A 23,172-nucleotide genomic window follows, 5' to 3' on the forward strand; every position below is an offset into this window, starting at 1 on the left:
GGTGCCCGACGACGTCTGGTTCGTCGTGGCGGCACTCGTGCTGATCCCGGTCGGTGGACTGTTCGCCGCCGTCGACGCGGCCATCACCACGGTGTCCATGGCGCGCGTCGAGGACATGGCGAAGGAGCAGCGCGCCGGTGCGGTGCGCCTGATCGCGGTGTTGCACGGGCGGGCCACCTATGTGGGCCTCGCCGTGCTGATGCGGGTCATCTCGGAGACGGCGGCGGTCGCCCTGATGGCCCTCGTGCTGACCGACTGGCTCGGCGTCGGCTGGGGTCTGTTCGCGGCGATCGTCGGGATGGCGGTGGTGTCGTTCGTCGCCGTCGGCGTCGGGCCGCGAACCCTCGGTCGGCAGCACGCGTACACGATCGCGCTGTCGTCGGCGATCGTCTTGCAGGGCATCGGATTGCTGCTCAAACCACTGACCCGACTGCTCATCATGGTCGGCAACGCCGTGACGCCCGGCAAGGGATTTCGCAACGGGCCCTTCGCCACCGAGGTGGAACTTCGCGAGGTCGTGGATCTCGCCGAGGCCAGCGGTGTGGTGGCGGCGGACGAGCGCCGGATGATCCAGTCGGTCTTCGACCTCGGCGACACCAACGCTCGCGAGATCATGGTGCCCCGACCGGAGATGATCTGGATCGAGCAGGACAAGACCGCGGCCCAGGCGATGAATCTCGCGGTGCGGTCCGGACATTCGCGCATCCCGGTGATCGGGGAGAACCCCGACGACATCGTCGGCGTCGTCTATCTCAAGGACCTCGTCGCCGAAGGAGGCCGTTCGACGTCTGCGCACGTGCACGACTTCATGCGCGAAGCCGAGTTCATCCCGGATTCCAAACCGCTGGACAAGGTCCTGGCGGACATGCAGCGCACACGCAACCACATGGCACTGCTCGTTGACGAGTACGGCGGGATCGCGGGGCTGGTGACCATCGAGGACGTCCTCGAGGAGATCGTCGGTGAGATCACCGACGAGTACGACACCGATGAGGTGGCGCCGATCGAAGAACTCGAAGGCGGGTCCTATCGGGTGTCGGCGCGACTGCCCGTGGAGGACCTGGGCGAACTCTTCGGCCTCGACATCGACGACGACGAGATCGAGACCGTCGGCGGGTTGCTCGGCCTCGAACTCGGCCGGGTGCCGCTGCCGGGTGCCCGGGTCGAGTCGAACGGGCTGCTGCTCGTCGCCGAGGGCGGCCCGAACCGGCGAGGCCGCCAGCGCATCACCACCCTGCTGGTCAGCCGGGTCGACCACCCCGAGGCCGGCGACATGTCGGCCGAGGGTGACCGCGATGACACCGACATGCCCACGTCCGATCCGGCCGAATCCGACCGCGGTGCGGAATACTCGATGTCCAGCCGTGGGCGTTCACAGGTCCGGGAGCAGGTCCGACGACACGGCGACGACACAACGGGTGACACCAGGAGCGAGGACCGAACGTGACCGGACCGTCGAGCGGAAAGCCCGAGTTGTCCGACGAGGATCAGAAGCTGGTCGTCTTGGCGCGGGGCGCACTCGCCCGCGCCGAGAGCTCGTCGGCGGCCGCCGTCCGCGACGCCGACGGCCGAACCTATGCCGGCGCGCCCGTGGCCGCCGAGACGTTGACACTGTCCGGCCTCCAGGTCGCCCTCGCGAGTGCGCTGTCCAGCGGCGCCCAGGCCTTCGAGGCGGCCGTCCTGGTGAACGGCGCCCCCGACGACCCTGGCCTGGCAACCCTCGCCGAGTTCGGCTCGGACGCGTACGCGGTGCACACGGATCTGTCGGGGACACCGACCGGCCGTCAGGACGCGCACCGATGACCGGGTTCCGGTCGGGATTCGTCTGCTTCGTCGGTCGGCCGAACACCGGAAAATCCACCCTCACCAACGCTCTCGTCGGCGAGAAGATCGCGATCACCTCGAACCGGCCGCAGACCACCCGGCACACCATCAGGGGGATCGTCAATCGCGACGACGCCCAGTTGATCCTGGTCGACACCCCAGGTCTGCACCGGCCTCGGACACTGCTCGGCCAGCGACTCAACGACCTCGTCCGGGACACCTACTCGGAGGTCGACGTGATCGGCGTGTGCATCCCGGCCGACGAGGCGATCGGGCCGGGCGACCGCTGGATCGTGTCGCAGGTCCGGCAGATGGCCCCGCGCACCACGGTGCTGGGCGTGGTCACCAAGATCGACCGCGTCACCCGGGATCGCGTCGCCGCGCAACTCGTCGCGTTGTCCGAACTGCTCGGCCCCACCTCCGAGGTGGTCCCGGTGTCGGCGAGGTCGGGTGCCCAACTCGACATCCTGACCGACGTGCTGGTCGGCCAGATGGAACCCGGCCCCGCGTTCTACCCCGACGGTGAGCTCACCGATGAACCCGAGGAGGTGCTGATGGCGGAATTCATCCGCGAGGCGGCCCTCGAGGGTGTCCGCGACGAGCTCCCGCACTCCCTCGCCGTGGTGATCGAGGAGATCATCCCGCGTGAGGAGGACAAGGAGGGGCAGGGGCCGTCGATGGTCGATGTGCACGCCATCCTCTACGTCGAGCGGGACAGCCAGAAGGGCATCATCATCGGCCATCGAGGTGCCCGGCTGAAAGAGGTCGGCACCGTCGCGCGAGGACAGATCGAGAAGCTGCTCGGCACCAGGGTGTACCTGGATCTGCATGTGAAGGTGGCCAAGGACTGGCAACGGGACCCGAAGCAATTGGGGCGCATGGGCTTCTGACGCCTGCGGCCCGCCGTCGGTGCGAATGAGTCGAGAGGGAGTTCGGATGGGGCGGCACGAAACAGGCGTCGAGGCGGACCCGAGCGGGCCCGGCGGGCGCGAGGTCTCCGTATACTCCGCCGCCGACCACGCGGCACCCGAACACGATGCGGCGGCGGGGACCACGATCGCCGGTGTCCTGCGTTCACCGCGATTCTGGCTGGCACCGCTGTTGCTCGTCGTCGTGATCATGTCGTTCATGGCGGCGCTCTACATGGGCGCGGTCGCGGACCCGCAGCGCAACCTGCACGATTTCCCGATCGCTCTCGTCAATGAGGATCGCGGCGGTGACGTCGACAACCCGGATGGCGGTACCACGAAACAGAACTTCGGCGACCAGGTCGCCGAAGGGGTGATCTCGACGGCGGCCAAGAGTGGGATCGCGGTGGAGAAGGTCGACCGGACCACCGCCCTCAACCGACTGAACTCCGGCAAGGCCTACGGCGTGGTGGTGATCGGCCCCAACTTCACGAATCGCGCGGTGAGTCTCGGCCGGGCCGCGGTGCTCGAGGCCAAACCCGACCCGATGGCGATCGACGTGTTCATCAACCGCGGCTCCGGAACCTTTGCGTCGGCGGTCACCACGACCTTCGCCGACGAGATGTCGGAGCAGGTCAACGCCCAGGTCGGCGAACGCCTCGTGGACACCGTCCGACAGAGCCTGGTCAAGGCCGACGTGTCGTTCTCGGGGGCCGCCCAACTGGCATTGTCCAATCCGGTGGATGTACGGATCGTCGAGCCCACCCCGTTGCCCGACGGATCCGGAAACGGGTTGTCCGCGTTCTACTTCACGTTGTTGCTCATCCTGGCAGGGTTCACCGGCGCGATGATGGTGAGTGTCGTGGTCGACGGCATCCTCGGTCAGACGCCCATCGAATACGGCCCGTTCTATCAGCTCCGACAGCGGCTCGCGATCTCTCGCTGGGGAACGCTCGCGACCAAGTGGACCATCATGGTGCTCGTCGCGGTGATCCAGTCGGCACTGTTCATCGCGGTATGTACGGCGGTCGGTACGTCGTTGCCGAATGCGTTCGCATTGTGGATGTTCTCGGTGCTGGTGATCACCGCGGTCGGGGTGTCGGCGAGTTCGATGATGGCGGTGTTCGGCAATCCCGGTCTCATCCTGAACCTGGTGTTCTTCGTGATCCTCGGTCTCCCGTCGTCGGGTGGCACGGTGCCGCTGGAGGCGAGTCCGCGACTGTTCGCCTGGATCGCCGCGGTGGAACCGATGCACCTGGTCTATCTCGGTAGTCGCGCCATCCTCTATTTCGACGCGGATCTCGACGCCGGACTGGGCCGGTCGATCATCCAGTGCGCGATCGGTCTGCTGGTGGGTGTACTGCTCGGTCTGGGCGGCACCAAGCTCTACGACCGCAAGGGCTGGCACAGGTTCCCCGGCGGGATGACATTGTCGCCGCGGCTGCGCAGGCTGGTCGACGGCGATGGACCCGCCTCGATCACCACACCGTCCCCCGCACACGTCGCCGCGGTGGGTGGTCATGAATCGCCGCGGCCTCCCGAGGCGCCCGGCCCGCCGGCCGCGTCTAAGACACCAGAGGTCACACAGGCACCAGAGGACCCTGGACGCATGTCGTAGTGGGGTGCTGTCGGTGCCCGGTGGAACAATGTCCCAGTGAGGTTCTATCGGGATGAGGCCGTGGTGCTTCGCCAGCACAAGCTGGGCGAGGCCGACCGCATCATCACGCTGCTCACCCAGGACCACGGCCTGGTGCGTGCCGTGGCCAAGGGCGTCCGTCGGACCCGCTCGAAGTTCGGTGCCCGGCTCGAGCCCTTCGCTCATGTCGACGTGCATCTCTATCCCGGCCGCAACCTCGACGTCGTGACCCAGGTGCACACCCTCCATGCCTTCGCCGATGCCATCGTGGCCGACTACGGCCGATACACCACGGCGTGCGCGGTGCTGGAGACCGCGGAGCGGTTGGCCGGTGAGGAGCGCGCACCGGCCGCGCAGTTGCACCGACTCACGGTCGGCGCCCTGGAGGCACTCGCCGAACACCGCCGCGCCAACCAACTCATCCTCGATGCCTACCTGCTGCGCGCGATGCACTGCGCGGGATGGATGCCGACGCTCGACGTGTGCGCCCGCTGTACGCAGCCGGGACCACATCGGGCGTTCCATGTGGCGGCCGGTGGTGCGGTGTGCATCCACTGTCGGCCACCCGGATCGGCCACCCCGTCACCAGGGGTGCTCGACCTGATGGATGCCCTGTTCCGTGGCCAGTGGGAACACACCGCCGAGGCCACTTCGTCGATGCAGCGCCAGGCGAGCGGGCTGACCGCCGCCCACCTGCAGTGGCATCTCGAACGTCAGTTGCGAACCCTGCCGCTCATCGAACGCGAAGCACCTCATAGGCTGGTGGACACCGCGTGAGAGGAGACGGTTGATGGCGTTACGACCCGGCTCGCGATCCGGGAAACGACAGGCCGCACCGGAACCACGAGCAGACCGCACCCCCATACGCCCACCCGACCCGCACCCGAGCGGCGCGCGGCCACCACGGATTCAGCCCGAGCTGATACCGCAGCACGTGGCCCTGGTGATGGACGGCAACGGCCGCTGGGCGCAGGACCGAGGACTGCCCCGCACCGAAGGGCACAAGCAAGGCGAGGCGGTCCTGATGGACACCGTCTGCGGATGTATCGAACTCGGCGTCACCTGGCTGTCCGCGTACGCGTTCTCGACGGAGAACTGGTCGCGCAGCCCAGAAGAGGTCCGTTTCCTGATGGGCTTCAACCGTGACGTGATCCGCCGTCGGCGTGACGAGATGCACGAGATGGGCGTCCGGGTGCGCTGGGCCGGCCGCCGACCGCGCTTGTGGCGCAGTGTGATCCGCGAACTCGAGGTTGCCGAGGAGATGACGAGGGACAACACCGTGATGAACCTCACGATGTGCGTCAACTACGGCGGCCGCGCCGAGATCGCTGATGCGGCAAAGGAAATCGCCCGCCGTGCCGCGGCCGGTGAGATCGATCCGGATCGGATCACCGAGGCGTCCTTCGCCCGTTATCTCGACGAGCCCGACATGCCCGACGTCGACCTCTTCCTGCGCCCGTCCGGCGAACAGCGGATCTCGAACTTCTTGCTGTGGCAGTCCGCGTACGCCGAGATGGTGTATCAGGAGAAGCTCTTTCCCGACTTCGATCGTCGTGACCTGTGGGCGGCGTGTCTCGAATACGCGTCGCGGGACCGACGATTCGGCGGCGTGATGCCGACATGAGCGACGTCGCATCGGGATCCGAAGACCTTCCGACCCGGGTGGCCCGCCTCGTCGGTGAGATCGGTGACGTCGGTGACGGGGATGCGGATTCGGTGATCGTGCAGGTGGGTCCGACCCGTGCGTCGTTGCGCGTCCTGACCCTCGCGGACGGACTCGACGTGCTCACCATGACCCAACTGGTCGCGGTCAACCTGCCGAACACGTCCGCACTCCGCGACGACGTGGAAGGCGCCGACGCCCGTCTGAGTTTCGGTGCATTGCGCAGATCCGACCCGGAGGGTGTGACCACCGATGTGCTGCAGTACTACACGTTCCCGGCCGGGACCCTCGACGACGTCCCGCTGCTGACGGTGCTGCACATCGTGTTGTCGGCGGGAGCCGACATCGCTCGCCGTCTCTCGGGCGCCTAGCCCTTCGCAGCGCTCGCCGGCCCGGCAGCGCTTGCGGGCTCGCTCCCCGTGGGTCGACAGCGGTGAACGGCAGTCAGTTCGCCGCCCGGCAATCGGCGCAATAGCCGAAGATCTCGACGGTGTGGTTGATGTCGGTGAAACCGTGCCGTGCGGCCACACTCGCGGCCCACTTCTCGACGGGCTCCGCCTGCACCTCCACCGTCGTACCGCAGCGACGGCACACGAGGTGGTGATGATGTCCGGACGAGCAGTGGCGATACCGCGTCTCGCCCGAACCGTCCCACAGCACGTCGATCTGCCCGGACTGGCTCAATGCCTGCAGATTTCGGTACACGGTGGTCAGCCCGATCGACTCTCCGCGGGCCTTGAGTTGATCGTGGAGTTCCTGCGCGGAGACGAAGTCGTCACCGGCGGCGAGCGCGTCGGCGATCGCCGCTCGCTGCCTGGTCGACCGGACGCCGGTCACCGGGCGGTCCGGACCGGCGGTCATTCGGCCACCGTGCCCGCGTCCAGGACCGTGCCCGCGTCATCGGGAATGATCTCGGCCGCCGAGTCATCGGGGACCTCCATCGCGTGCGCCAGCGCGTCGGTGACGATGTGGGCGAGGTGGTGATCGACGAGTTCGTAGACGATCTCCCGACCCGTCCGGTGGCCGCGCACCACACCGGCATCCTTGAGGACGCGGAGATGCTGGCTCACCAGTGGCTGGCTGACCTCCAGAGCGCCGACGATCTCGTGCACACACTGCGGGCGTTCGCGCAGGAGCAGGACGATGGCAATGCGGGTGGGCGATGCCAGGGCCCGCAGGAGGTCGCCGGCGGCCGCGCACTCGACCGCGCCGACGACACGGCGGTCGGAGGTGGTGGCTGCGCAATCTCGATCCTGGGAGTCCATCGCCCTCCATACTAAAGGAAGTCGTTTTCATTTGGGGTGGCGAGAGTGGACCGAGCGCGGCCCTCCGGTGCCCTCGGAGCGGCTGTGACGCCGGCGCGCACGATCGGAGAGGGGTGACGATTCCGACGACCGGCACCTCTGTGGCTACCCTGTAAGGGCTGCCGTTCTGTGTTCCGACGGAATGGCCGCGTCACCGTATCGAACCCCTAGTCGTTGGAGATCAGTTAACCGTGGCCGCCCAGTCCAACCGCGTCGAAGCCGTCGTCAACCTCGCCAAGCGTCGTGGCCTGGTGTTCCCGAGCGGTGAGATCTACGGCGGAACCCGCTCCGCGTGGGACTACGGCCCGCTCGGCGTCGAGGTCAAGGAGAACATCAAGAGGCAGTGGTGGCGCGGCATGGTCACCGGCCGCGACGACATCGTCGGGCTCGACTCGGCGGTCATCCTGCCGCGGCGCGTGTGGGAGGCGTCGGGTCACGTCGAGGTGTTCACCGACCCGCTCGTGGAGTCGCTTTACACCCACAAGCGCTACCGTGCCGATCACCTTCTGGAGGCCTACGAGATCAAGCATGGCCGCCCACCGGCCAACGGCCTCGCCGACATCAACGACCCGGACACCGGCCAGCCCGGCAAGTGGACCGAGCCCAAGGCCTTCAGCGGTCTGATGAAGACCTACCTCGGCCCGGTGGACGACCAGGAGGGCCTGCACTATCTGCGGCCCGAGACCGCGCAGGGCATCTTCGTGAACTTCAAGAACGTGATGACCACCGCGCGCAAGAAGCCGCCGTTCGGTATCGCCCAGATCGGCAAGAGCTTCCGCAACGAGATCACCCCCGGCAACTTCATCTTCCGGACGCGCGAGTTCGAACAGATGGAGATGGAGTACTTCGTCAAGCCGGGCGAGGACGAGGACTGGCATCAGTACTGGATCGACCAGCGGTACGACTGGTATGTCGACCTCGGGATCGACCCGGAGAACCTGCGACTCTTCGACCATCCCAAGGACAAGCTCTCGCACTATTCCAAACGCACCGTCGACGTCGAGTACAAGTTCGGCTTCTCCGGGAATCCATGGGGTGAGCTCGAGGGCGTCGCCAACCGCACCGATTTCGACCTGTCGACCCACAGCAAGCACTCCGGCGAGGATCTGTCGTTCTTCGATCAGGCCTCCGGCGAGCGCTACACGCCATACGTCATCGAGCCCGCTGCGGGCCTCACCCGCTCGCTGATGGCATTCCTGTGCGACGCGTACACCGAGGAAGAGGTGCCGAACGCCAAGGGCGGCACCGACACCCGCACGGTGTTGCGCCTCGATCGGCGACTCGCGCCGGTCAAGGTCGCGGTTCTGCCGCTCTCCCGCAACGAGAAGCTGTCGCCGAAGGCCAAGGATCTTGCCGCGGAGCTGCGCAAGCACTGGAATGTCGAGTTCGACGATGCGCAGGGCATCGGTAAGCGGTACCGCCGACAGGACGAGATCGGCACACCGTTCTGCGTGACCGTGGACTTCGACACTCTCGACGACCAGGCGGTCACCGTGCGCGAACGCGACACCATGAGCCAGGAGCGCGTCGCGCTCGACAAAGTGGTGGAGTTCCTGGGCGGCAAGCTCCTCGGCGCGTGATCCCTCGGTGAGGTCACCCGACCAGCGGTCGAGGTCGTTGTCGCAACGTGCGACCTGCGTATTTCTGTCATAGTTGATTGTGGAGTTGTCGCACGCCCGGGCATGGGGTCCGGAGCTGTGTGCGGCGAGGAGAGTGAGTGCAGCAGTGACCGTCAACGGCAAAGTCGTCCATTACGACGCGAATCGGGGCTTCGGATTTCTCGCACCGGATGCGGGCGGTGCCGACGTCTTCCTGCACATCAACGACATCGACATCGACGAGAACGCCCTGAAGCCGGGCGCGAAGGTCGCGTTCGACATCGAGGAGACCGACCGCGGGACCAAGGCGGTCAACGTCGCGGTGACCGAGTCGGCACCGGTCGACGACGCCCCGGCGGGCCGGCCGCATCGTCGCGACAGCCACGATCACGGTCGTCCGCACGGCGGTGACCGGGACCGCGACCGGGACCGGGACCGGGACCGCTCACGCAAGCCGCGCAGTGGCGGCACACTCGACGCGGCATCGTTCACCGAAGAGGTCACCGAGTTGCTGCTCGACTCGTCCGACGACCTGACCGCCGCTCAGATCGTGGCGATCCGACAGCGCATCACCGACTTCGCGGTCGCCCGGGGATGGGTGCTTGACTAGCGCACCGCCCACCGGCCGTTCGGCCGCGATACCGCCCACGGCGGATTACCGGGACGAGGCCGTCGAACGGATCGTGCCGGAGGCGCCGAAGGTCGCGAGCCTGCCCGGAACCCGGACCGACCATCGCAGCGACTTCGCTCGCGACCGGGCCCGGGTGTTGCACTCGGCCGCCCTGCGTCGGCTGGCGGACAAGACGCAGGTCGTCGGGCCGCGTGAGGGTGACACCCCGAGGACCCGCCTGACCCACTCGCTCGAGGTGGGGCAGATCGGGCGGGGGATCGCGATCGGGCTCGGCTGCGAACCCGATCTCGTCGAACTGGCGGGACTTGCCCATGACATCGGTCATCCGCCCTACGGGCACAACGGTGAGCGGGCTCTCGACGAGGTCGCTGCGGCGATCGGCGGTTTCGAGGGCAACGCCCAGAATCTGCGCATCCTCACGCGCCTGGAACCGAAGCTCCTCGACGAGAACGGCCGCAGTGCCGGGTTGAATCTGACCAGGGCATCGCTCGACGCCACGTTGAAATACCCGTGGACCCGCAGCGCGCCGGGGACCAAGTTCGGTGCCTACGACGACGACGCGGACGCCCTGGACTGGATTCGGCTCGACGCCCCGTCCGGCCGTCAGTGCGTCGAGGCCCAGGTCATGGACTGGTCCGACGACGTCGCCTACTCCGTGCATGACCTGGAGGACGGCGTGATCGCCAACCGCATCGATCTGCGCACGCTCGCCGATGCGTCCGATCAGCGGGCGCTCGCCGACATCGGGGTGAAAGAATTCGCCGGACTCGAGGCCGGTGCGCTCATCGACGCAGCGCAACGCCTGTCGCGAATGGAGATCGTCGGCCAAGCCGGTGTGTACGACGGCAGCCTGAACAGCGCCGTCGCGCTCAAACGGCTGACGAGCGAGCTCATCGGCCGGTTCGCGTCCGCGGCGATCACCGGGACGCGGGCGGCGGTGGGCGGTCGCTCGGTCGCCCGTTACGACGCCGACCTCACGGTCTCACCGCTGGTGGCCGCCGAGGTGGCGATCCTCAAGACCCTGGCGTTGCGGTTCATCTTCTCCAACAGCCGTCACAAGGCCCATCAGCAGCGTCAGCGTGAGCGCATCCATCGGGTGGCCGGCTGGCTGACCGCGGCCGCCCCCGGCGGGCTGGACCCGATCTTCGTGCCGTCCTGGCATGAGGCCGCCGACGATGACGCCCGTCTGCGCGTCATCGTCGATCAGATCGCCTCGATGACGGAGGGCCGACTGGAGCGCACCGACCGACAGAACTCGGGCGCGCAGGCGCATCTGGGCTGACGCCGGACGTGTGGCTGCCGGTTCCCGACGTGCAGTCACTACACTGGTCCGCGTGCCAGGCCGAATCCCCGATCGTGACATCACGGCGATCCGTGAGCAGACGAATATCGAGGAGATCGTCGGCGACTACGTGGCGTTGCGCCGAGCGGGCGCCGACAGCCTCAAGGGCCTCTGCCCGTTCCACGACGAGAAGACGCCGTCGTTCCACGTGCGTCCCAATCATGGGCACTTCCACTGCTTCGGCTGCGGTGAGGGTGGTGATGTCTACAGCTTCCTGCAGAAGCAGGAACACGTCAGCTTTGTCGAGGCGGTGCAACAGCTCGCCGACCGGATCGGGTATCAGATCCACTTCGAGGGCGGCGGCACCACCGTGGTCCGGGATCGCGGTACCCGGGCGCGGCTCGTCGCGGCCAACGCGGCGGCCCAGCGGTTCTACGCCGAGCAACTGCAGTCGCCGGAGGCCCAGAAGGCCCGCGACTATCTGACCGAACGGGACTTCGACGCCGCCACCGCGACCGCCTTCGGATGCGGTTACGCCCCGGCCGGCTGGGACACGATGACCAAAACCCTTCTGTCCCAGGGTTTCGAGTTCTCCGAGCTCGAAGCCGCCGGGTTGGCGAAGCAGGGGCGCAAGGGGCCGATCGATCGGTTCCACCGACGCCTGCTGTGGCCGATCCGCAACCTCGGTGGCGACATCATCGGCTTCGGTGCCCGCAAATTGTTCGACGACGACAATCTCGGCAAGTACATGAACACGCCGGAGACCATGCTGTACAAGAAGTCTCAGGTACTCTTCGGTCTCGATCACGCGAAGAAGAACATCGCCAAGGGGCATCAGGTGGTCATCGTCGAGGGCTATACCGACGTGATGGCGATGCATCTGTCGGGGGTGACGACCGCGGTCGCGTCGTGTGGGACGGCCTTCGGTGAGGATCACCTTGCGCTCCTGCGCCGGCTGATGATGGACGACTCGTACTTCCGCGGCGAGGTCATCTATACCTTCGACGGTGACGAAGCCGGAAAGGCTGCTGCCCTCAAGGCTTTCGAGGGGGAGCAGAGTATCGCCGGCCAGACGTTCGTGGCGGTCGCCCCGGACGGGATGGATCCGTGCGAACTCCGTCAGCGCAGCGGTGACCCGGCGGTCCGCGATCTGATCGCCCGGCGGGTGCCGATGTTCGAGTTCGCGATCAAGGCGTTGCTGTCCGAGCATGACCTCGACACCGCCGAGGGACGCGTGCACGCCCTGCGGGACGCCGTGCCGGTGGTCGCGCGCATCAAGGACATCGCGTTGCGGGACGAGTACGCCCGGCAACTGGCGGGCTGGGTCGGGTGGGAAGACGTCGGCCAGGTGTTGTCCCGGGTTCGGGAGGAGGGTGCGCGACACACCCGCGCAACCGGCCGGGGCGATCGGGTGACCTCGATGCGGCGCCAGCGCCCGGAGGCGGCCTCGGCACCCCTGACACCGCGTCCGCTGCCCACCGATCCGCGGCTGTGGCCGCAACGCGAGGCACTCAAGGCCGCACTACAGTATCCGGCGATCGCAGGCACTGTCTTCGACTCGCTACCGGTGCAGTGTTTCACCGAACCGGCCTATGCCATGATCCGGACCGCGATGATCTCACTCGGCGGCGCCGCCTCGGGCATGGGCGGAGCCGAATGGGTCGACGCGGTGCACAACTCGATCGACGACCTCCTCGTGGGACCGCTGGTCACCGAGCTCGCCGTCGAGTCGATGCCGGTGAGCGAGAACAACATCCCGCGCTACATCTCCAGCGTGATGGCACGCCTGCAAGAGGTGTGGGTCGGCGCGCAGATCGCCGATATCAAGTCCAAGCTGCGGCGGATGGCGCCGGGCGAGGACCCGGATGGCTACAACGCCGTCTTCGGTGATCTGGTGGCGCTGGAGGCCTACCGGCGCAGCCTGCTCGAGCAGGCCGTCGACCCCAGCGTCGACGTGGGCTGAGGGTCGCGAGCAGCGCCCACGCCACTCGAGTCGCCCTCCCTCCCTCCATACTCCGGCGATTTGGATCCGGCGATTTGGAGAAGTTTGCGGGCACCTGTCCGGATCGGGGCAGGTCGATACGTCGGGATCACCTGGTGCGATCGATGCGACGGTTTCGTCCGCGTCTCACGAGGCCCGGGAGATGCTGTCCGAGAGCCACGTCCCGAACCAGTCGATCGCGTCACGCCCCTCGGCGTCGACGACGAGGGATCCGTAGCGCACGTGGCTGTCGGATGCGTAGAACGTGCCGGCGCTGACCGCGTCCGTGACCACCGTCGCCGGGTCGGTGATCGCGCGTTTCGCGACGATCCCGGTGACCGCGGTCGCCATGCCCCGCAGGTCTGGGGAGACCGCATCCACCTCCGCGCCGGTGCGCGGGCGAACCGTGACGATGCTGCTGGAGAGGACAGCGAGTTCGCGGGCGACCTGCCGGACATCAGACGGTGTGGTGCCGGTGGTCGGCAAGGTTCTCGCACCGGCTCGGGTGGCCACCGCCCCCACCCCTGACCAGGTGATCTCCTGGCGCCTGCCCACCAGATCGGCGGTCCGCTGGAAGTCGACATGCGCGAGCGCGGCGGCGAGCAGCGAGGCTGCTTTGGTCAGGCCGGTCTCGTCCGGGATCAATGCCAATGTCGTGGAGACCTCGGTGAAGTCGATCATCGAGGCGAGGGTCACGAGTGGCCGGAGTCGATTGTTGAGGGTTCCGGCGAGAGCGTGGGCCGACCGTAGGTCGCCGGTCGCGACGTCGCGCGGGAGCGCGGTCAGCCCATCGATGATGCCCGGGATGTCGACGGACGCGAGGACCGTCGTCGCGGTGGCCGCTTTCTTCACCGCGGCCTCCGCGTCGGCCGGCGTCTTGCCCAGCACCGTGCCGAGCTGGCCGAGTAGCGGGTTCTGGGCCTTGTCGATGGAGCAGTAGAGGTCGTCGGGGGCGCAGATGGCCGAGACCCGCCCCATCAGGCTGCCCATGCCCGCCGGGCGTGGATCGGCGATCCCGATCCCGTCTTCGCGCGGACCGACGACGGTTTCACCCGCGGTGCCTGCGCGTGGGTCTGCCAACAAGGCGACGGCGAGCACGGCACCGGCGGCAATGGGACCGAGCTCATTCCCGATCGCCGAGGCGAGATCGCCCGCCGCGTCGGCGCCCTGGCTGTAGCCGGTGATCGTGAACCTGGCGCCGGGATGCTGTGACGCGTAGTCCCGTAAGACCGTGCCGGCATTCTCGAGTGCGGTCGCCTTGCTGGTGCCATAGCTCTCGCCGTTGTCGAAGGCCCGCGCGACATACGGCAGGAAGTAGACGACCGCGGAATCGCCATGGTCGTGGCGAAGGCGGTCGGCGATGGGTTTCAGCGCCCCGATGGGCGTCGACGGATCCGCCGATTCACTCGTCTCCCACGTGCCCGGGATGAACAGGTTGAACGTCGCGCCGGACTCGGTGGGAAACGAGTCGGCGACGGCGGTCGCCGCAGGCGTCAGCGCGATGGCCACGGTCACCCCGACCGTACCGATCGCCATCGCGGCGGGATGCTCCAGCAACCGACGACGGCCGGACGGCAGGCGGCCGGGCGTGGACGCGGTGTACTCACCGGACAGCGGAGAGGACAATTGGTTTCGGTTCGAGGAGTGGATACGTGACATCGGGGGCACCGCCGGGGTGTGGGGAACGGATGCTCTGTGGGTGGCGATGAGCGGGCGCTGCGTCGAAATCACGTCGAGATGATGTCGAGACGATACCGCGATGTGCTGCGCCCGAGGTGAGAATTCATCCCATTGGCCGAGTCGCGGTCCGGTTGTGCCGGTTGCCAAGTCGAACGAACGTTCCCGGCGGCTCCCAACTGGTGTGGTATTTGACTGCAGTACAGCTGCATTCACGGTACGAGTGGTACCTCGTGAGGCGCCTATGCATGTTGAGTATGCTGCCGCGAGCGACCGAACGATCGCTAACCCTGGGGTCGCTTCGGTTAGCATCGCGAACTATGTTCCATCGCACCGAGATTCGATGGCGATTGCCGTCGATCGATGCAAGTTGCTGCCGCCGCAGCGGAACCTGGGAAACCGTTAGTGTGGCGAACTATACTCTCCCGCAGTGATTTTGCGTACTCTGCGACTGGCGGCGGGGAAGATTGCGTCGGTGGGCACGGTCGACTGCTGGTGCCCGGGCCGTCGGGACGCTGCGGTGGCACGGGACATGGGCCGGGGGCGGGCCAGGGGCGGGCGCGCCGATCGAACCGGGGGAGTGGGGCGGGTGGGGCTCGAACCCACGACCAGCGGATTATGAGTCCGCGGCTCTAACCGACTGAGCTACCGCCCCGGGGCAACGGCGTACCCGCCGGTGCACATTACCGCACGCGGGAGACGGGCTCCGGCGTCGCCGTCCGTGTGGGCCATCGCGGCGGTTCGGGACGCGGCGCCGTTGGACTGCGAGAGATCTGAAGATGGCGAGTGATCAGACATCGACGACAACCGACCGACACACAGAAGATCCGCAGACGCCACAATTCTGTCGACAATCGATGGCATGGCAGAAGCATTCCTGTCTGAATCCGGTCGCCCGGATTCGTCGATGATGTCGTGCCCGTACTCGCCGCGGAGGTACCGATGCAGGCGTTTTGTTGTCGGGAGTGTCCATGCGCTAAAGTCAGCACTCGGTTCGAGCACAATCCCCCATAGCTCAATTGGCAGAGCATTCGACTGTTAATCGAACGGTTACTGGTTCGAGTCCAGTTGGGGGAGCAACAGAACGCCCGTCACCTGCAGTAATGCGGTGGCGGGCGTTCTTGTCGTGGCAGCGGTTTACCGTGGCGCCATGGCACTCACCACATCCGAACGAGAATTGTTCCTGGCCGAGCCCCATATCGCCGCTTTGGCCGCCGAGGCGGGCCCCGACCGTGCGCCCCTCGTGGTCCCGATCTGGTACCAGTACGTGCCCGGGGGATCTGTGTGGCTCCTCACCGGGACGTCATCGCGCAAGCTTGCGCTCATCCGGGAGGCGGGGCGCTGCAGCCTCATGGTCGAGACGCTGGAACCGACGATCCGGTACGTGTCGGTCTCGGGAGACATCGAGAGCTACACGGACGGGACGCGCGCGGAGCTCACCGAGATGGCGGCCCGTTATCTGCCTGCCGAGAAGGTTGCGGGTTACGTCGACTTCGCATGGGAGAACCACGGTGCCCAGACCAAGGTGGTGTTGCGCGTCGAGCAGTGGGTGTCATCCGACCTCGGCAGTCTGTGACCGCCAGGTCCCGCAACGTATCAGCGCCGCCCAGGGCGGAGCTGGTCGTCGGGGGTGACCAGCCCCGCCCTGGGCGGCGCCACGAGCCAACACTACCCGACCCGGAGCGGTGCATCGCGGCGGCCCGGTGCGACCGGCGAGTCTACGACGGGTCGTCCCAGATGCCGGTCTTCTCCAGATGCCGGGTGAGCCTGGTTGCGCCGTCGGTGAATTGGCGGCGCGTCTGCTCGACGATCTGGTCGCGATCGCCGACGCGGTAGGCCTCGATGAGTTTCGCGTGCGAATCGACGGCCACTTTGCCCCACTCGGGATCGGTGGCATACAGCTGTGACGGCGTGTAGCGGGTCGCGCTCAGCAGGAACCAGGCGAGCTTGCCGCCGGCGGCCACCAGGTTGTGTGCCCGGTGGAACCCGAACTCGGCGAGCGCCACCTGCTCTCCGTCGTCGAGTTCCAGTGCTTCGCGGAGTTGTTGGTTGTGACGCTCGAGTTCGACGATCTGATCCGGGGTGATCGCGTCGGCCGTACGCAGTGCGAGCTTCACCGCGATCTCACCCTGCAGCCAGAACAGATCGTCCACGTCGGTCCGGCTGAGTTCGGCAACGATGTAGCCGCGGTGTGGCGCGAGGTTCACCATGCCCTCGCCGCGCAACGTCAGCAGGGCCTCGCGCACAGGGGTCACACTCACGCCGAGACGTTCCGCCGTCTCGTCCATCCGGACATAGTCACCCGGGCGGATGGCGGCCGTCATGATCTGTTCCCGAAGGTGGGTGGCCACCTCTTCGGACAGTTGCGGTCGACGTCGCAGGCGTTGTGCGGGCGCGGAACGCTCGGTGCCCGCAGGGCTCTGCGAGGATGTCGCGCTGGGTCTCATTCGTGCCACCGTAGCCGGTCGATGGGACCGCGCCGAGTAACGGACCTCGGAGCCGAACCCGGTTTCTCAGTTCTGTGCCGACCCTCAAGGTAGCGCACATATATCTGATAGGCGTGACCGGAGCGCCGAATCGAGTCGCTACATTGGTCGCATGCCAAAGTCCCAGCGGCCGACGTCGGCCGAGAGCGACGCCGACGCGGTGGTCGACCCACCGCGCGACGACGCGCGTGAGCCAGGCGAGGTGACCCCGCTCGACGGCGACGGCTTCCTGGCCGTCAATCGCACCAACCGGGAACGGCTTCGGGAGGAAGCCCGGCAGAAGGCAGAGCGTGACTCACGGCGGCGGGGTCGGCGGACTGCGGACGGGTCAGGCGCCAGTGAATCGGCGGACATCGCCGCAGACGCGGAGGACGGGTCCGGTCCGGCAGCGGTCGACCGGAGACCCGGCCGGGTGGTGGCCCGACCGCGACGGACGACGATGCCCCGACGCTCACGCATGCTGGTCATCGGCTTGTCTGTGTTGGTCGTCGTGCTGGCCGTGACCACGGCCTATTTCGCGTACGCGGCGCAGCAGGCCGACCGACGCGCGGATGCGAGCGGGCCGGCGGAGGTCGCTCGTCAGGACGCGATGGACTCGGCGAAGCGCTATGCGGCGGTGGTGGCCACCTACGATCCGGCGAACTACGGCGACCTCGACCGGCGGATAGACGACATTGCCACGCCGGAGTTCGCCAAGTCCTACATCATCTCGTCCCAAGATGCCCGTCGCGGTAATGCCGCCGCCCGGGGGACCTCACGCGCGGAATCCAAAGAGGCGGGGCTGCAATCCATCTCGGACGGCAAGGCCGTCGTGTTGGTGACCTTGGACCAGACGGTGACGTCGCCAAGGGTGAGTGCGGAAGTGCCCGAGGGGATCCCCTACCAGTCCAGGGTCAAGGTGACCCTGGAACGGCGAGACGGTCGGTGGCTACTCGCCGACCTCGACACCGTCTGACGCCAACGAGTCCGCCTCCACACCGTGTGACCCGACACCGCCGAGCAGCAGTCGGAGCCCGAGTGCGGAGATCCGCTCGGGCGTCGGCCGGCGGTTCAGGCGGGTGAGATCGATGGTGACATTGAGTGCGGCCTGGACGAGGAATCGGGCCGCGACGGCGTTGAGTTCGGGCCGCTCCCGGGTGAGCCACGCAGCCCATTCCTCGACGTTGATGCGTTGTTGATTGCGCAATTCGGTCCGCTGGGCGGGCGGCACGTTGCCGATCTCGGAGACATACACCGACAACATCGCGGTGTTGGTGCAGCACAGATCCACGTACCGGGTCACCAGGGAGACGATGGCCTCCCGGGGCGTACTCGACGACGACAGTGCGTCCGCGATCAAGGCGGTGACCCGGTCGGAGGTCCGCCAGAACGCGGCCTGCAGAATCGCCGCTTTGCTCTCGAAATGGCGATATACCCCGGACGAGGGCAGGTCGGCGGCGCGTGCGATGTCGTCGATCGTAACCTCGCGAAAGCTCTGTGCCGCGAAGAGTTTCATCGCCTCGATGAGGAGCACCTCGCGTTTGGCCGTCGGTGACAAGCCGGCCGGAGGTGGGCCGGTGTCGGCGTCGGGCCGAGTGGGCAGGTCGGCATCGCTCAGCGACATGGCCGCCCCGGTGATCAGATCGCCGATCTGGCGTGCCGGCAACGCCGCACGGTGGGTGGCCGGGCTGGCGACGACACTCGTCATCGCCGCGGTGATCAGATCGGCCGACTCGGCGTCGAGGCAAGGCCGCGCCCGGCGCAGTGCGTCACGGATCCGTCGATGCTGGGCGATGACGATCGACCGCACATATCGGGCGTCGTCGGTGTGGAGATAGTCGGCCTCCCAGTGATAGAGACCGCCGGTGCGGCGGTTGTCGATCGACGCGCCGGTGAGCGCCGCGAGCAGTCCACGCAGTTCCACCTCGGGACGGTTCGGGTCATGTGGGATCGATCCGGTGGCGTCGGCGAGCGCGTCGGCGAGATTCCGCGCGGTCTCCGCGAAGAGCGCATATTTGTTCGGGAAATGGCGATAAAGCGCGGGTGCGGAGATCCCGGCGGCGTCGGCGATGTCGTCGAGGCGGACCGCGTGATAGCCGTTCGCGCTGAAGGCCTTGGCCGCCGACCGCAGGATGACGTCGCGCCGGTCGGCCGGCCGGCGACGGCGCGCACGGTCGGTCTGGGGTGTCGCCGGTGGGGACGGCTGGGCGGTCATGTCGTGCGAGCATAGTCGGAGTTGATGTTCACCACGGCGATTCGGCCCTCGAGGCGATAAATGCCAGTAAAACGGCATCTTCCGCGAGGATAAGTTAATGAGTATTCTCGTGATCTGGATCGCACCGTGGTAGTAGTGTGGTCGACGAACGGGCCCCAGGGGGTCGGGAACGAGTGAGGGGCAAGACGGCGTGAGCGACAATGCGGCAGGTGCGGACGAGATCCGGGTCAGTGTGGATGACCGAGGGGTGGCCCGGATCGAGATCGACCGGCCGCATCGGATGAATGCGCTGAACGGGGCGGCGAGTCGCACCATCATCGACGCGTTCGACCAATGGTCGACGCGTGAGGATGTCCGTGTCGTGGTGATCGAGGGCGTCGGTGGGAGTTTCAGTACCGGCGCCGACGTCATCGACATCGCCGAGGCGGCCGGGGGGCCGGGTGGTGGTCTCGACGCGACGCAGGCCCGCGGTGTCATCTCGTCGGGATCGGACCTTGCACGCGCCGTCCGCGGGGTGGGGGTGCCGGTCGTGGCCGTCGTGGACGGTCCGGCCGCCGGAATCGGCGCCTCGCTGGCCTTGGCCTCCGACCTGATCTACGCGACCGAACGCTCCTACTTCTTGCTGGCCTTCATCAACATCGGTCTGATGCCCGACGGCGGGGCCTCCATGTCGGTGGCCGCAGCGGTGGGGCGGGCCAGGGCGAACGCGATGGCTCTGCTCGGCGAGAAGCTCCCCGCCACAGAGGCATTCGACGCCGGCCTGATCACCAAGGTGGTCGCCGATCGGGCGACTCTCGATGCCACCGTCGGGAAGGCGGTGGCGAAGCTGGCCGGATCGTCGTCGAGCGCGCTGCGACTGACCAAGGCAGCACTCGACGCCCACACGATGGCCGATTTCGACGAGGCGCTCGACCGCGAGCTCGAGGGGCAGACGACCCTGCTCCAGTCCGCCGAGTTCCAGGCGGCGATGGCGGCTTTCGCCGGCGCCAAGCGTTGATCGGCGTCCCTCGGCGGTGTCTGCCGGATCGCCCTTCGACCGACCACACCCGAACCGAAACCGTGACCGCCACAGCGTCACAGGACAGGAGACACCCATGACCGCCGCGATCGATCCCGGCCGCGACCTGACGACTGAACCGTTGCGCTCGCGCCGAAACCATTGGAACAACCAGGTGCGTAGGCACGCGTTCATGACGCCCGACCGGCCCGCTCTCAAGTTCCAGGGCACGGTCACCACATGGGCCGAGCTCGATGAGCGGGCGCGCGGATTCGCCGCGGCGCTCAGTCGACGGGGAGTGCAGTTCGGGGACCGCATCCTGATCCTCATGTTGAACCGCGCCGAGTACGTCGAGGCGGTGCTCGGCGCCAACCTGATCGGCGCGATCCCCGTGCCGGTCAACATCCGGATGAGCCCGGCGGAGATCGCGTTCCTGGTGACCGACAGCGGAGCGAAGCACATCGTCACCGAGTCGATGCTGGCACCGCTGGCGGATGCGGTCAGCGCCTCGACCGGTGCCATCGAGTCGATCGTCGTCGCCGGCGGTACCGAGAACGATGCCCACCTGGATTTCGAGGCGTTGGTGGCCGAGGATTCGTCGGATCTGCCGGAGATCGACATCCCGGAGGACACCGTGTCGCTGATCATGTACACGTCAGGCACCACGGGAAAACCCAAGGGCGCCATGCTGACCCACACCAACCTGCAGGCGCAGGCGGTGACCTGCCTACAGGCGCTGCAGACCTCGCGCGACGACATCGGTGCCTGTGTGGCCCCGATGTTCCACATCGCCGGCCTCGGTGCCATGACCCCGTTGATCTACATGGGCGCGCTGTCGGTGATCCACCCGCTCGGTGCATTCGACCCGAACGACATGCTCGACACCCTGGAGCGTGAGGGAACGACGTCGATCTTCTTGGTGCCCGCCCAGTGGCAGGCGGTGTGCGCTGCGCAGCAGGCCAATCCGCGTGATCTGAAACTGCGGGTGATCAGCTGGGGCGCGGCCCCGGCCTCGGACACGGTCCTGAACGCGATGAACGAGACCTTCCCGGACGCCGTCAACGTCGCCGTCTTCGGTCAGACCGAGATGTCTCCGATCACCTGCGTCCTCGAAGGCCGGGATGCTCTGCGCAAGGTCGGGTCGATCGGGAAGGTCGTGCCTGCGGTGACCGCGCGGGTCGTCGACCCGGAGATGAAGGACGTTCCCCGGGGGGACGTCGGCGAGATCGTCTACCGCGGCCCGAACATGATGAAGGGGTACTGGCAGAACCCGCAGGGGACGGCCGATGCATTCCACGGTGGGTGGTTCCATTCGGGTGATCTCGTGCGCGAGGATGAGGAGGGTTTCCTCTACGTCGTCGATCGAGCCAAGGACATGATCATCTCCGGCGGCGAGAACATCTACTGCGCCGAGGTGGAGAACGCGCTGTACGGCCACCCGAAGATCGCCGAGGCCGCGGTCATCGGTCGTGCCGATCAGAAATGGGGAGAGGTGCCGGTCGCCGTCGTGGTGCTCGCCGAGGGCACCGACGACCTCACCCTCGCCGAGCTCGAGCCGTATCTCAACGAGAATCTGGCCCGGTTCAAGCATCCGAAGGAGATGGTCATCGTCGACGTCCTGCCCCGCAACGCGGGCGGCAAGGTGGTCAAGCCGGCGCTGCGTTCGTCCTACGGAAGCAAGGACGCCGGCCTGGCGAACTGACCGTAGCCCTCACGGGCGGCGAAAATCGCGACTAGAACACGTTTCATTTTTGGCCGTGAGTGACTAGGGTCTCTCGTAGGATGTCTTGCGTCTGTCGGGGGTCGATCCGTCGGACGACGCGTGTCTACAAGTGGAGGAAGAGAAGTTGAAGACCAAGGGTGCGCTGCTGCGCGAACTCAACAAGCCGTGGGAGATCGAAGAGATCGAGATCGGCGATCCGCAGCGCAGCGAGATCAAGATCAGGATGGAAGCGGCCGGAATGTGCCATTCCGACCATCACCTGATGACCGGCGGAATCCCGATGGCGGGATTCCCGATCCTCGGTGGACACGAAGGCGCCGGAGTCGTGGCCGAAGTGGGGGAGGGCGTCACCGACTTCGAGGTCGGCGACCACGTGGTCCTGTCGTTCATCCCGTCGTGCGGCAAGTGTCCGTCGTGCAAGGCCGGTCTCGCCAACCTGTGCGACTTCGGGGCGATGCTCTTGCAGGGTGAAGCAGTGTCGGACAACACCTTCCGCATCCACACCGCGAAGGGCGAGGACGTCTACCCGATGACGCTGCTCGGCACCTTCTCGCCGTACATGGTCGTCCACGAGGCATCGGCCGTGAAGATCGACAAGGACATCCCGTTCGAGGTCGCCGCCCTGTGCGGATGCGGCATCCCGACCGGTTACGGCTCGTCCACCCGCAGTGGCCACGTCCGCCCCGGCGAAGACGTGGCGATCGTCGGCGTCGGCGGCGTCGGCACGGCCGCGTTGCAGGGCGCCGTGATCTCGGGTGCGCGCAACGTGATCGCCATCGATCCGGTGGAGTGGAAGCGCGAGCAGGCGATGAAGTTCGGCGCCACGCACACTTTCGCGTCGGTCGAAGAGGCCGCGATGGGTATCGCGGAGCTCACCCAGGGGCACATGTGCCACAAGGTCATCGTCACCGTGGGTGAGGTGCACGGCAAGGACGTCGACACGTGGATGGGGATCACCGCCAAGGCCGGGACGTGCGTGCTGACCGGCATGGGCAACATGATGGAATCCGAGGTGACCCTCAACCTCGCGATGCTGACCCTGCTGCAGAAGAACCTGCAGGGCTCGATCTTCGGCGGCGCCAACCCGAAGCTCGACATCCCGCAGCTGCTCTCGATGTACCGCATGGGCAAGCTCAACATCGAGGACATGATCACCCGTCAGTACCGCCTCGACCAGATCAACGAGGGTTACCAGGACATGCTCGAGGGTCGGAACATCCGCGGCGTGATCCGGTACACCGACGAGGATCACTGACCATCACGGACGG

At 67.0% G+C, this 23,172-nt stretch carries 21 protein-coding genes and 2 tRNA genes; 17 read left to right on the forward strand and 6 right to left on the reverse strand.

Annotated elements, in window-relative coordinates; translation table 11 throughout:
- Position 1: 1 nt before the first annotated feature.
- The 7 genes from ACPXCG_RS10355 to ACPXCG_RS10385 are packed head-to-tail and all read left to right on the forward strand — an operon-like array spanning position 2 to position 6,402.
- Positions 2-1,447, forward strand: a complete 1,446-nt coding sequence (locus ACPXCG_RS10355) for a hemolysin family protein (RefSeq protein ID WP_425791691.1) — start codon at positions 2-4, stop codon at positions 1,445-1,447.
- A complete protein-coding gene (locus ACPXCG_RS10360) occupies positions 1,444-1,803 on the forward strand; it encodes a cytidine deaminase (RefSeq protein ID WP_425791693.1) in 360 nt (119 codons plus the stop codon). Before ACPXCG_RS10355 ends, ACPXCG_RS10360 begins: the two co-directional genes overlap by 4 nt.
- Positions 1,800-2,714 (forward strand): GTPase Era, encoded by a 915-nt coding sequence (gene era, locus ACPXCG_RS10365; protein ID WP_425791695.1) that lies wholly within the window; start codon positions 1,800-1,802, stop codon positions 2,712-2,714. The genes ACPXCG_RS10360 and era overlap by 4 nt, the downstream gene beginning before the upstream one ends.
- 46 nt (positions 2,715-2,760) lie before the next feature.
- Positions 2,761-4,350, forward strand: coding sequence for a YhgE/Pip domain-containing protein (locus tag ACPXCG_RS10370; protein WP_425791697.1), 1,590 nt, complete (start codon positions 2,761-2,763; stop codon positions 4,348-4,350).
- A gap of 36 nt (positions 4,351-4,386) precedes the next feature.
- Positions 4,387-5,145: a DNA repair protein RecO gene (recO, locus tag ACPXCG_RS10375; RefSeq protein WP_164309156.1), complete on the forward strand. Its 759-nt coding sequence runs from the start codon at positions 4,387-4,389 to the stop codon at positions 5,143-5,145.
- A gap of 13 nt (positions 5,146-5,158) precedes the next feature.
- Positions 5,159-5,992, forward strand: coding sequence for an isoprenyl transferase (locus ACPXCG_RS10380; protein ID WP_425791699.1), 834 nt, complete (start codon positions 5,159-5,161; stop codon positions 5,990-5,992).
- On the forward strand, positions 5,989-6,402 hold the full coding sequence (locus ACPXCG_RS10385; protein ID WP_425791701.1) for a hypothetical protein: 414 nt from the start codon (positions 5,989-5,991) through the stop codon (positions 6,400-6,402). The genes ACPXCG_RS10380 and ACPXCG_RS10385 overlap by 4 nt, the downstream gene beginning before the upstream one ends.
- Before the next feature lie 73 nt (positions 6,403-6,475).
- Here ACPXCG_RS10385 and ACPXCG_RS10390 read toward each other — a convergent pair whose 3' ends face one another.
- Both ACPXCG_RS10390 and ACPXCG_RS10395 read right to left on the reverse strand, forming a co-directional pair.
- On the reverse strand, positions 6,476-6,892 hold the full coding sequence (locus ACPXCG_RS10390; RefSeq protein ID WP_425791703.1) for a Fur family transcriptional regulator: 417 nt from the start codon (positions 6,890-6,892) through the stop codon (positions 6,476-6,478).
- Positions 6,889-7,296 carry an ArsR/SmtB family transcription factor gene (locus ACPXCG_RS10395; protein ID WP_425791706.1) on the reverse strand — a complete coding sequence of 136 codons (408 nt, stop codon included), beginning with the start codon at positions 7,294-7,296 and terminating at the stop codon, positions 6,889-6,891. Before ACPXCG_RS10395 ends, ACPXCG_RS10390 begins: the two co-directional genes overlap by 4 nt.
- Before the next feature lie 230 nt (positions 7,297-7,526).
- On the opposite strand from ACPXCG_RS10395, the gene ACPXCG_RS10400 reads away from it, so the two are divergent.
- The 4 genes from ACPXCG_RS10400 (at position 7,527) to dnaG (ending at position 12,809) form a co-directional block, all read left to right on the forward strand.
- Positions 7,527-8,915, forward strand: coding sequence for a glycine--tRNA ligase (locus tag ACPXCG_RS10400; protein WP_425791708.1), 1,389 nt, complete (start codon positions 7,527-7,529; stop codon positions 8,913-8,915).
- 145 nt (positions 8,916-9,060) lie between these two features.
- Positions 9,061-9,543: a cold-shock protein gene (locus ACPXCG_RS10405; protein ID WP_425792097.1), complete on the forward strand. Its 483-nt coding sequence runs from the start codon at positions 9,061-9,063 to the stop codon at positions 9,541-9,543.
- Positions 9,536-10,846, forward strand: coding sequence for a deoxyguanosinetriphosphate triphosphohydrolase (locus ACPXCG_RS10410; protein WP_425791710.1), 1,311 nt, complete (start codon positions 9,536-9,538; stop codon positions 10,844-10,846). The genes ACPXCG_RS10405 and ACPXCG_RS10410 overlap by 8 nt, the downstream gene beginning before the upstream one ends.
- A gap of 52 nt (positions 10,847-10,898) precedes the next feature.
- Positions 10,899-12,809 (forward strand): DNA primase, encoded by a 1,911-nt coding sequence (dnaG, locus tag ACPXCG_RS10415; protein ID WP_425791712.1) that lies wholly within the window; start codon positions 10,899-10,901, stop codon positions 12,807-12,809.
- Between the two features lie 165 nt (positions 12,810-12,974).
- Here dnaG and ACPXCG_RS10420 read toward each other — a convergent pair whose 3' ends face one another.
- Both ACPXCG_RS10420 and ACPXCG_RS10425 read right to left on the reverse strand, forming a co-directional pair.
- The gene (locus ACPXCG_RS10420) at positions 12,975-14,486 is read right to left on the reverse strand and encodes a cutinase family protein (RefSeq protein ID WP_425791714.1); all 1,512 of its coding nucleotides are present in this window, start codon (positions 14,484-14,486) and stop codon (positions 12,975-12,977) included.
- 599 nt (positions 14,487-15,085) lie between these two features.
- Positions 15,086-15,159, reverse strand: a tRNA-Ile gene (locus ACPXCG_RS10425).
- A 349-nt stretch (positions 15,160-15,508) separates the two neighbouring features.
- On the opposite strand from ACPXCG_RS10425, the gene ACPXCG_RS10430 reads away from it, so the two are divergent.
- A tRNA-Asn gene (locus ACPXCG_RS10430) sits at positions 15,509-15,581 on the forward strand.
- 73 nt (positions 15,582-15,654) lie between these two features.
- Positions 15,655-16,080 carry a pyridoxamine 5'-phosphate oxidase family protein gene (locus tag ACPXCG_RS10435; RefSeq protein ID WP_425791716.1) on the forward strand — a complete coding sequence of 142 codons (426 nt, stop codon included), beginning with the start codon at positions 15,655-15,657 and terminating at the stop codon, positions 16,078-16,080.
- A gap of 142 nt (positions 16,081-16,222) precedes the next feature.
- On the opposite strand, the gene ACPXCG_RS10440 is transcribed toward ACPXCG_RS10435, so the two are convergent.
- Complete coding sequence (locus ACPXCG_RS10440) at positions 16,223-16,951, reverse strand: GntR family transcriptional regulator (protein WP_425791718.1); 729 nt, start codon at positions 16,949-16,951, stop codon at positions 16,223-16,225.
- 151 nt (positions 16,952-17,102) lie between these two features.
- Here ACPXCG_RS10440 and ACPXCG_RS10445 point away from each other — a divergent pair, with 151 nt between their 5' ends.
- Positions 17,103-17,945 (forward strand): hypothetical protein, encoded by an 843-nt coding sequence (locus tag ACPXCG_RS10445; protein WP_425791720.1) that lies wholly within the window; start codon positions 17,103-17,105, stop codon positions 17,943-17,945.
- Here the strand turns inward: ACPXCG_RS10445 and ACPXCG_RS10450 are convergent.
- Positions 17,919-19,184, reverse strand: a complete 1,266-nt coding sequence (locus ACPXCG_RS10450; protein WP_425791722.1) for a TetR/AcrR family transcriptional regulator — start codon at positions 19,182-19,184, stop codon at positions 17,919-17,921. The two genes, ACPXCG_RS10445 and ACPXCG_RS10450, sit on opposite strands and share 27 nt — an antisense overlap.
- Positions 19,185-19,374: 190 nt before the next feature.
- On the opposite strand from ACPXCG_RS10450, the gene ACPXCG_RS10455 reads away from it, so the two are divergent.
- The 3 genes from ACPXCG_RS10455 (at position 19,375) to ACPXCG_RS10465 (ending at position 23,159) form a co-directional block, all read left to right on the forward strand.
- A complete protein-coding gene (locus ACPXCG_RS10455) occupies positions 19,375-20,181 on the forward strand; it encodes an enoyl-CoA hydratase-related protein (RefSeq protein ID WP_425791724.1) in 807 nt (268 codons plus the stop codon).
- Positions 20,182-20,278: 97 nt separating this feature from the next.
- A complete protein-coding gene (gene fadD5 / locus ACPXCG_RS10460; RefSeq protein ID WP_425791726.1) occupies positions 20,279-21,883 on the forward strand; it encodes a fatty-acid--CoA ligase FadD5 in 1,605 nt (534 codons plus the stop codon).
- A gap of 145 nt (positions 21,884-22,028) precedes the next feature.
- Positions 22,029-23,159, forward strand: a complete 1,131-nt coding sequence (locus tag ACPXCG_RS10465) for an NDMA-dependent alcohol dehydrogenase (protein WP_425792098.1) — start codon at positions 22,029-22,031, stop codon at positions 23,157-23,159.
- The last annotated feature ends 13 nt before the right edge of the window (positions 23,160-23,172 follow it).

The sequence above is a fragment of the Gordonia sp. DT218 genome, assembly GCF_049847105.1.
Lineage (GTDB): Bacteria > Actinomycetota > Actinomycetes > Mycobacteriales > Mycobacteriaceae > Gordonia.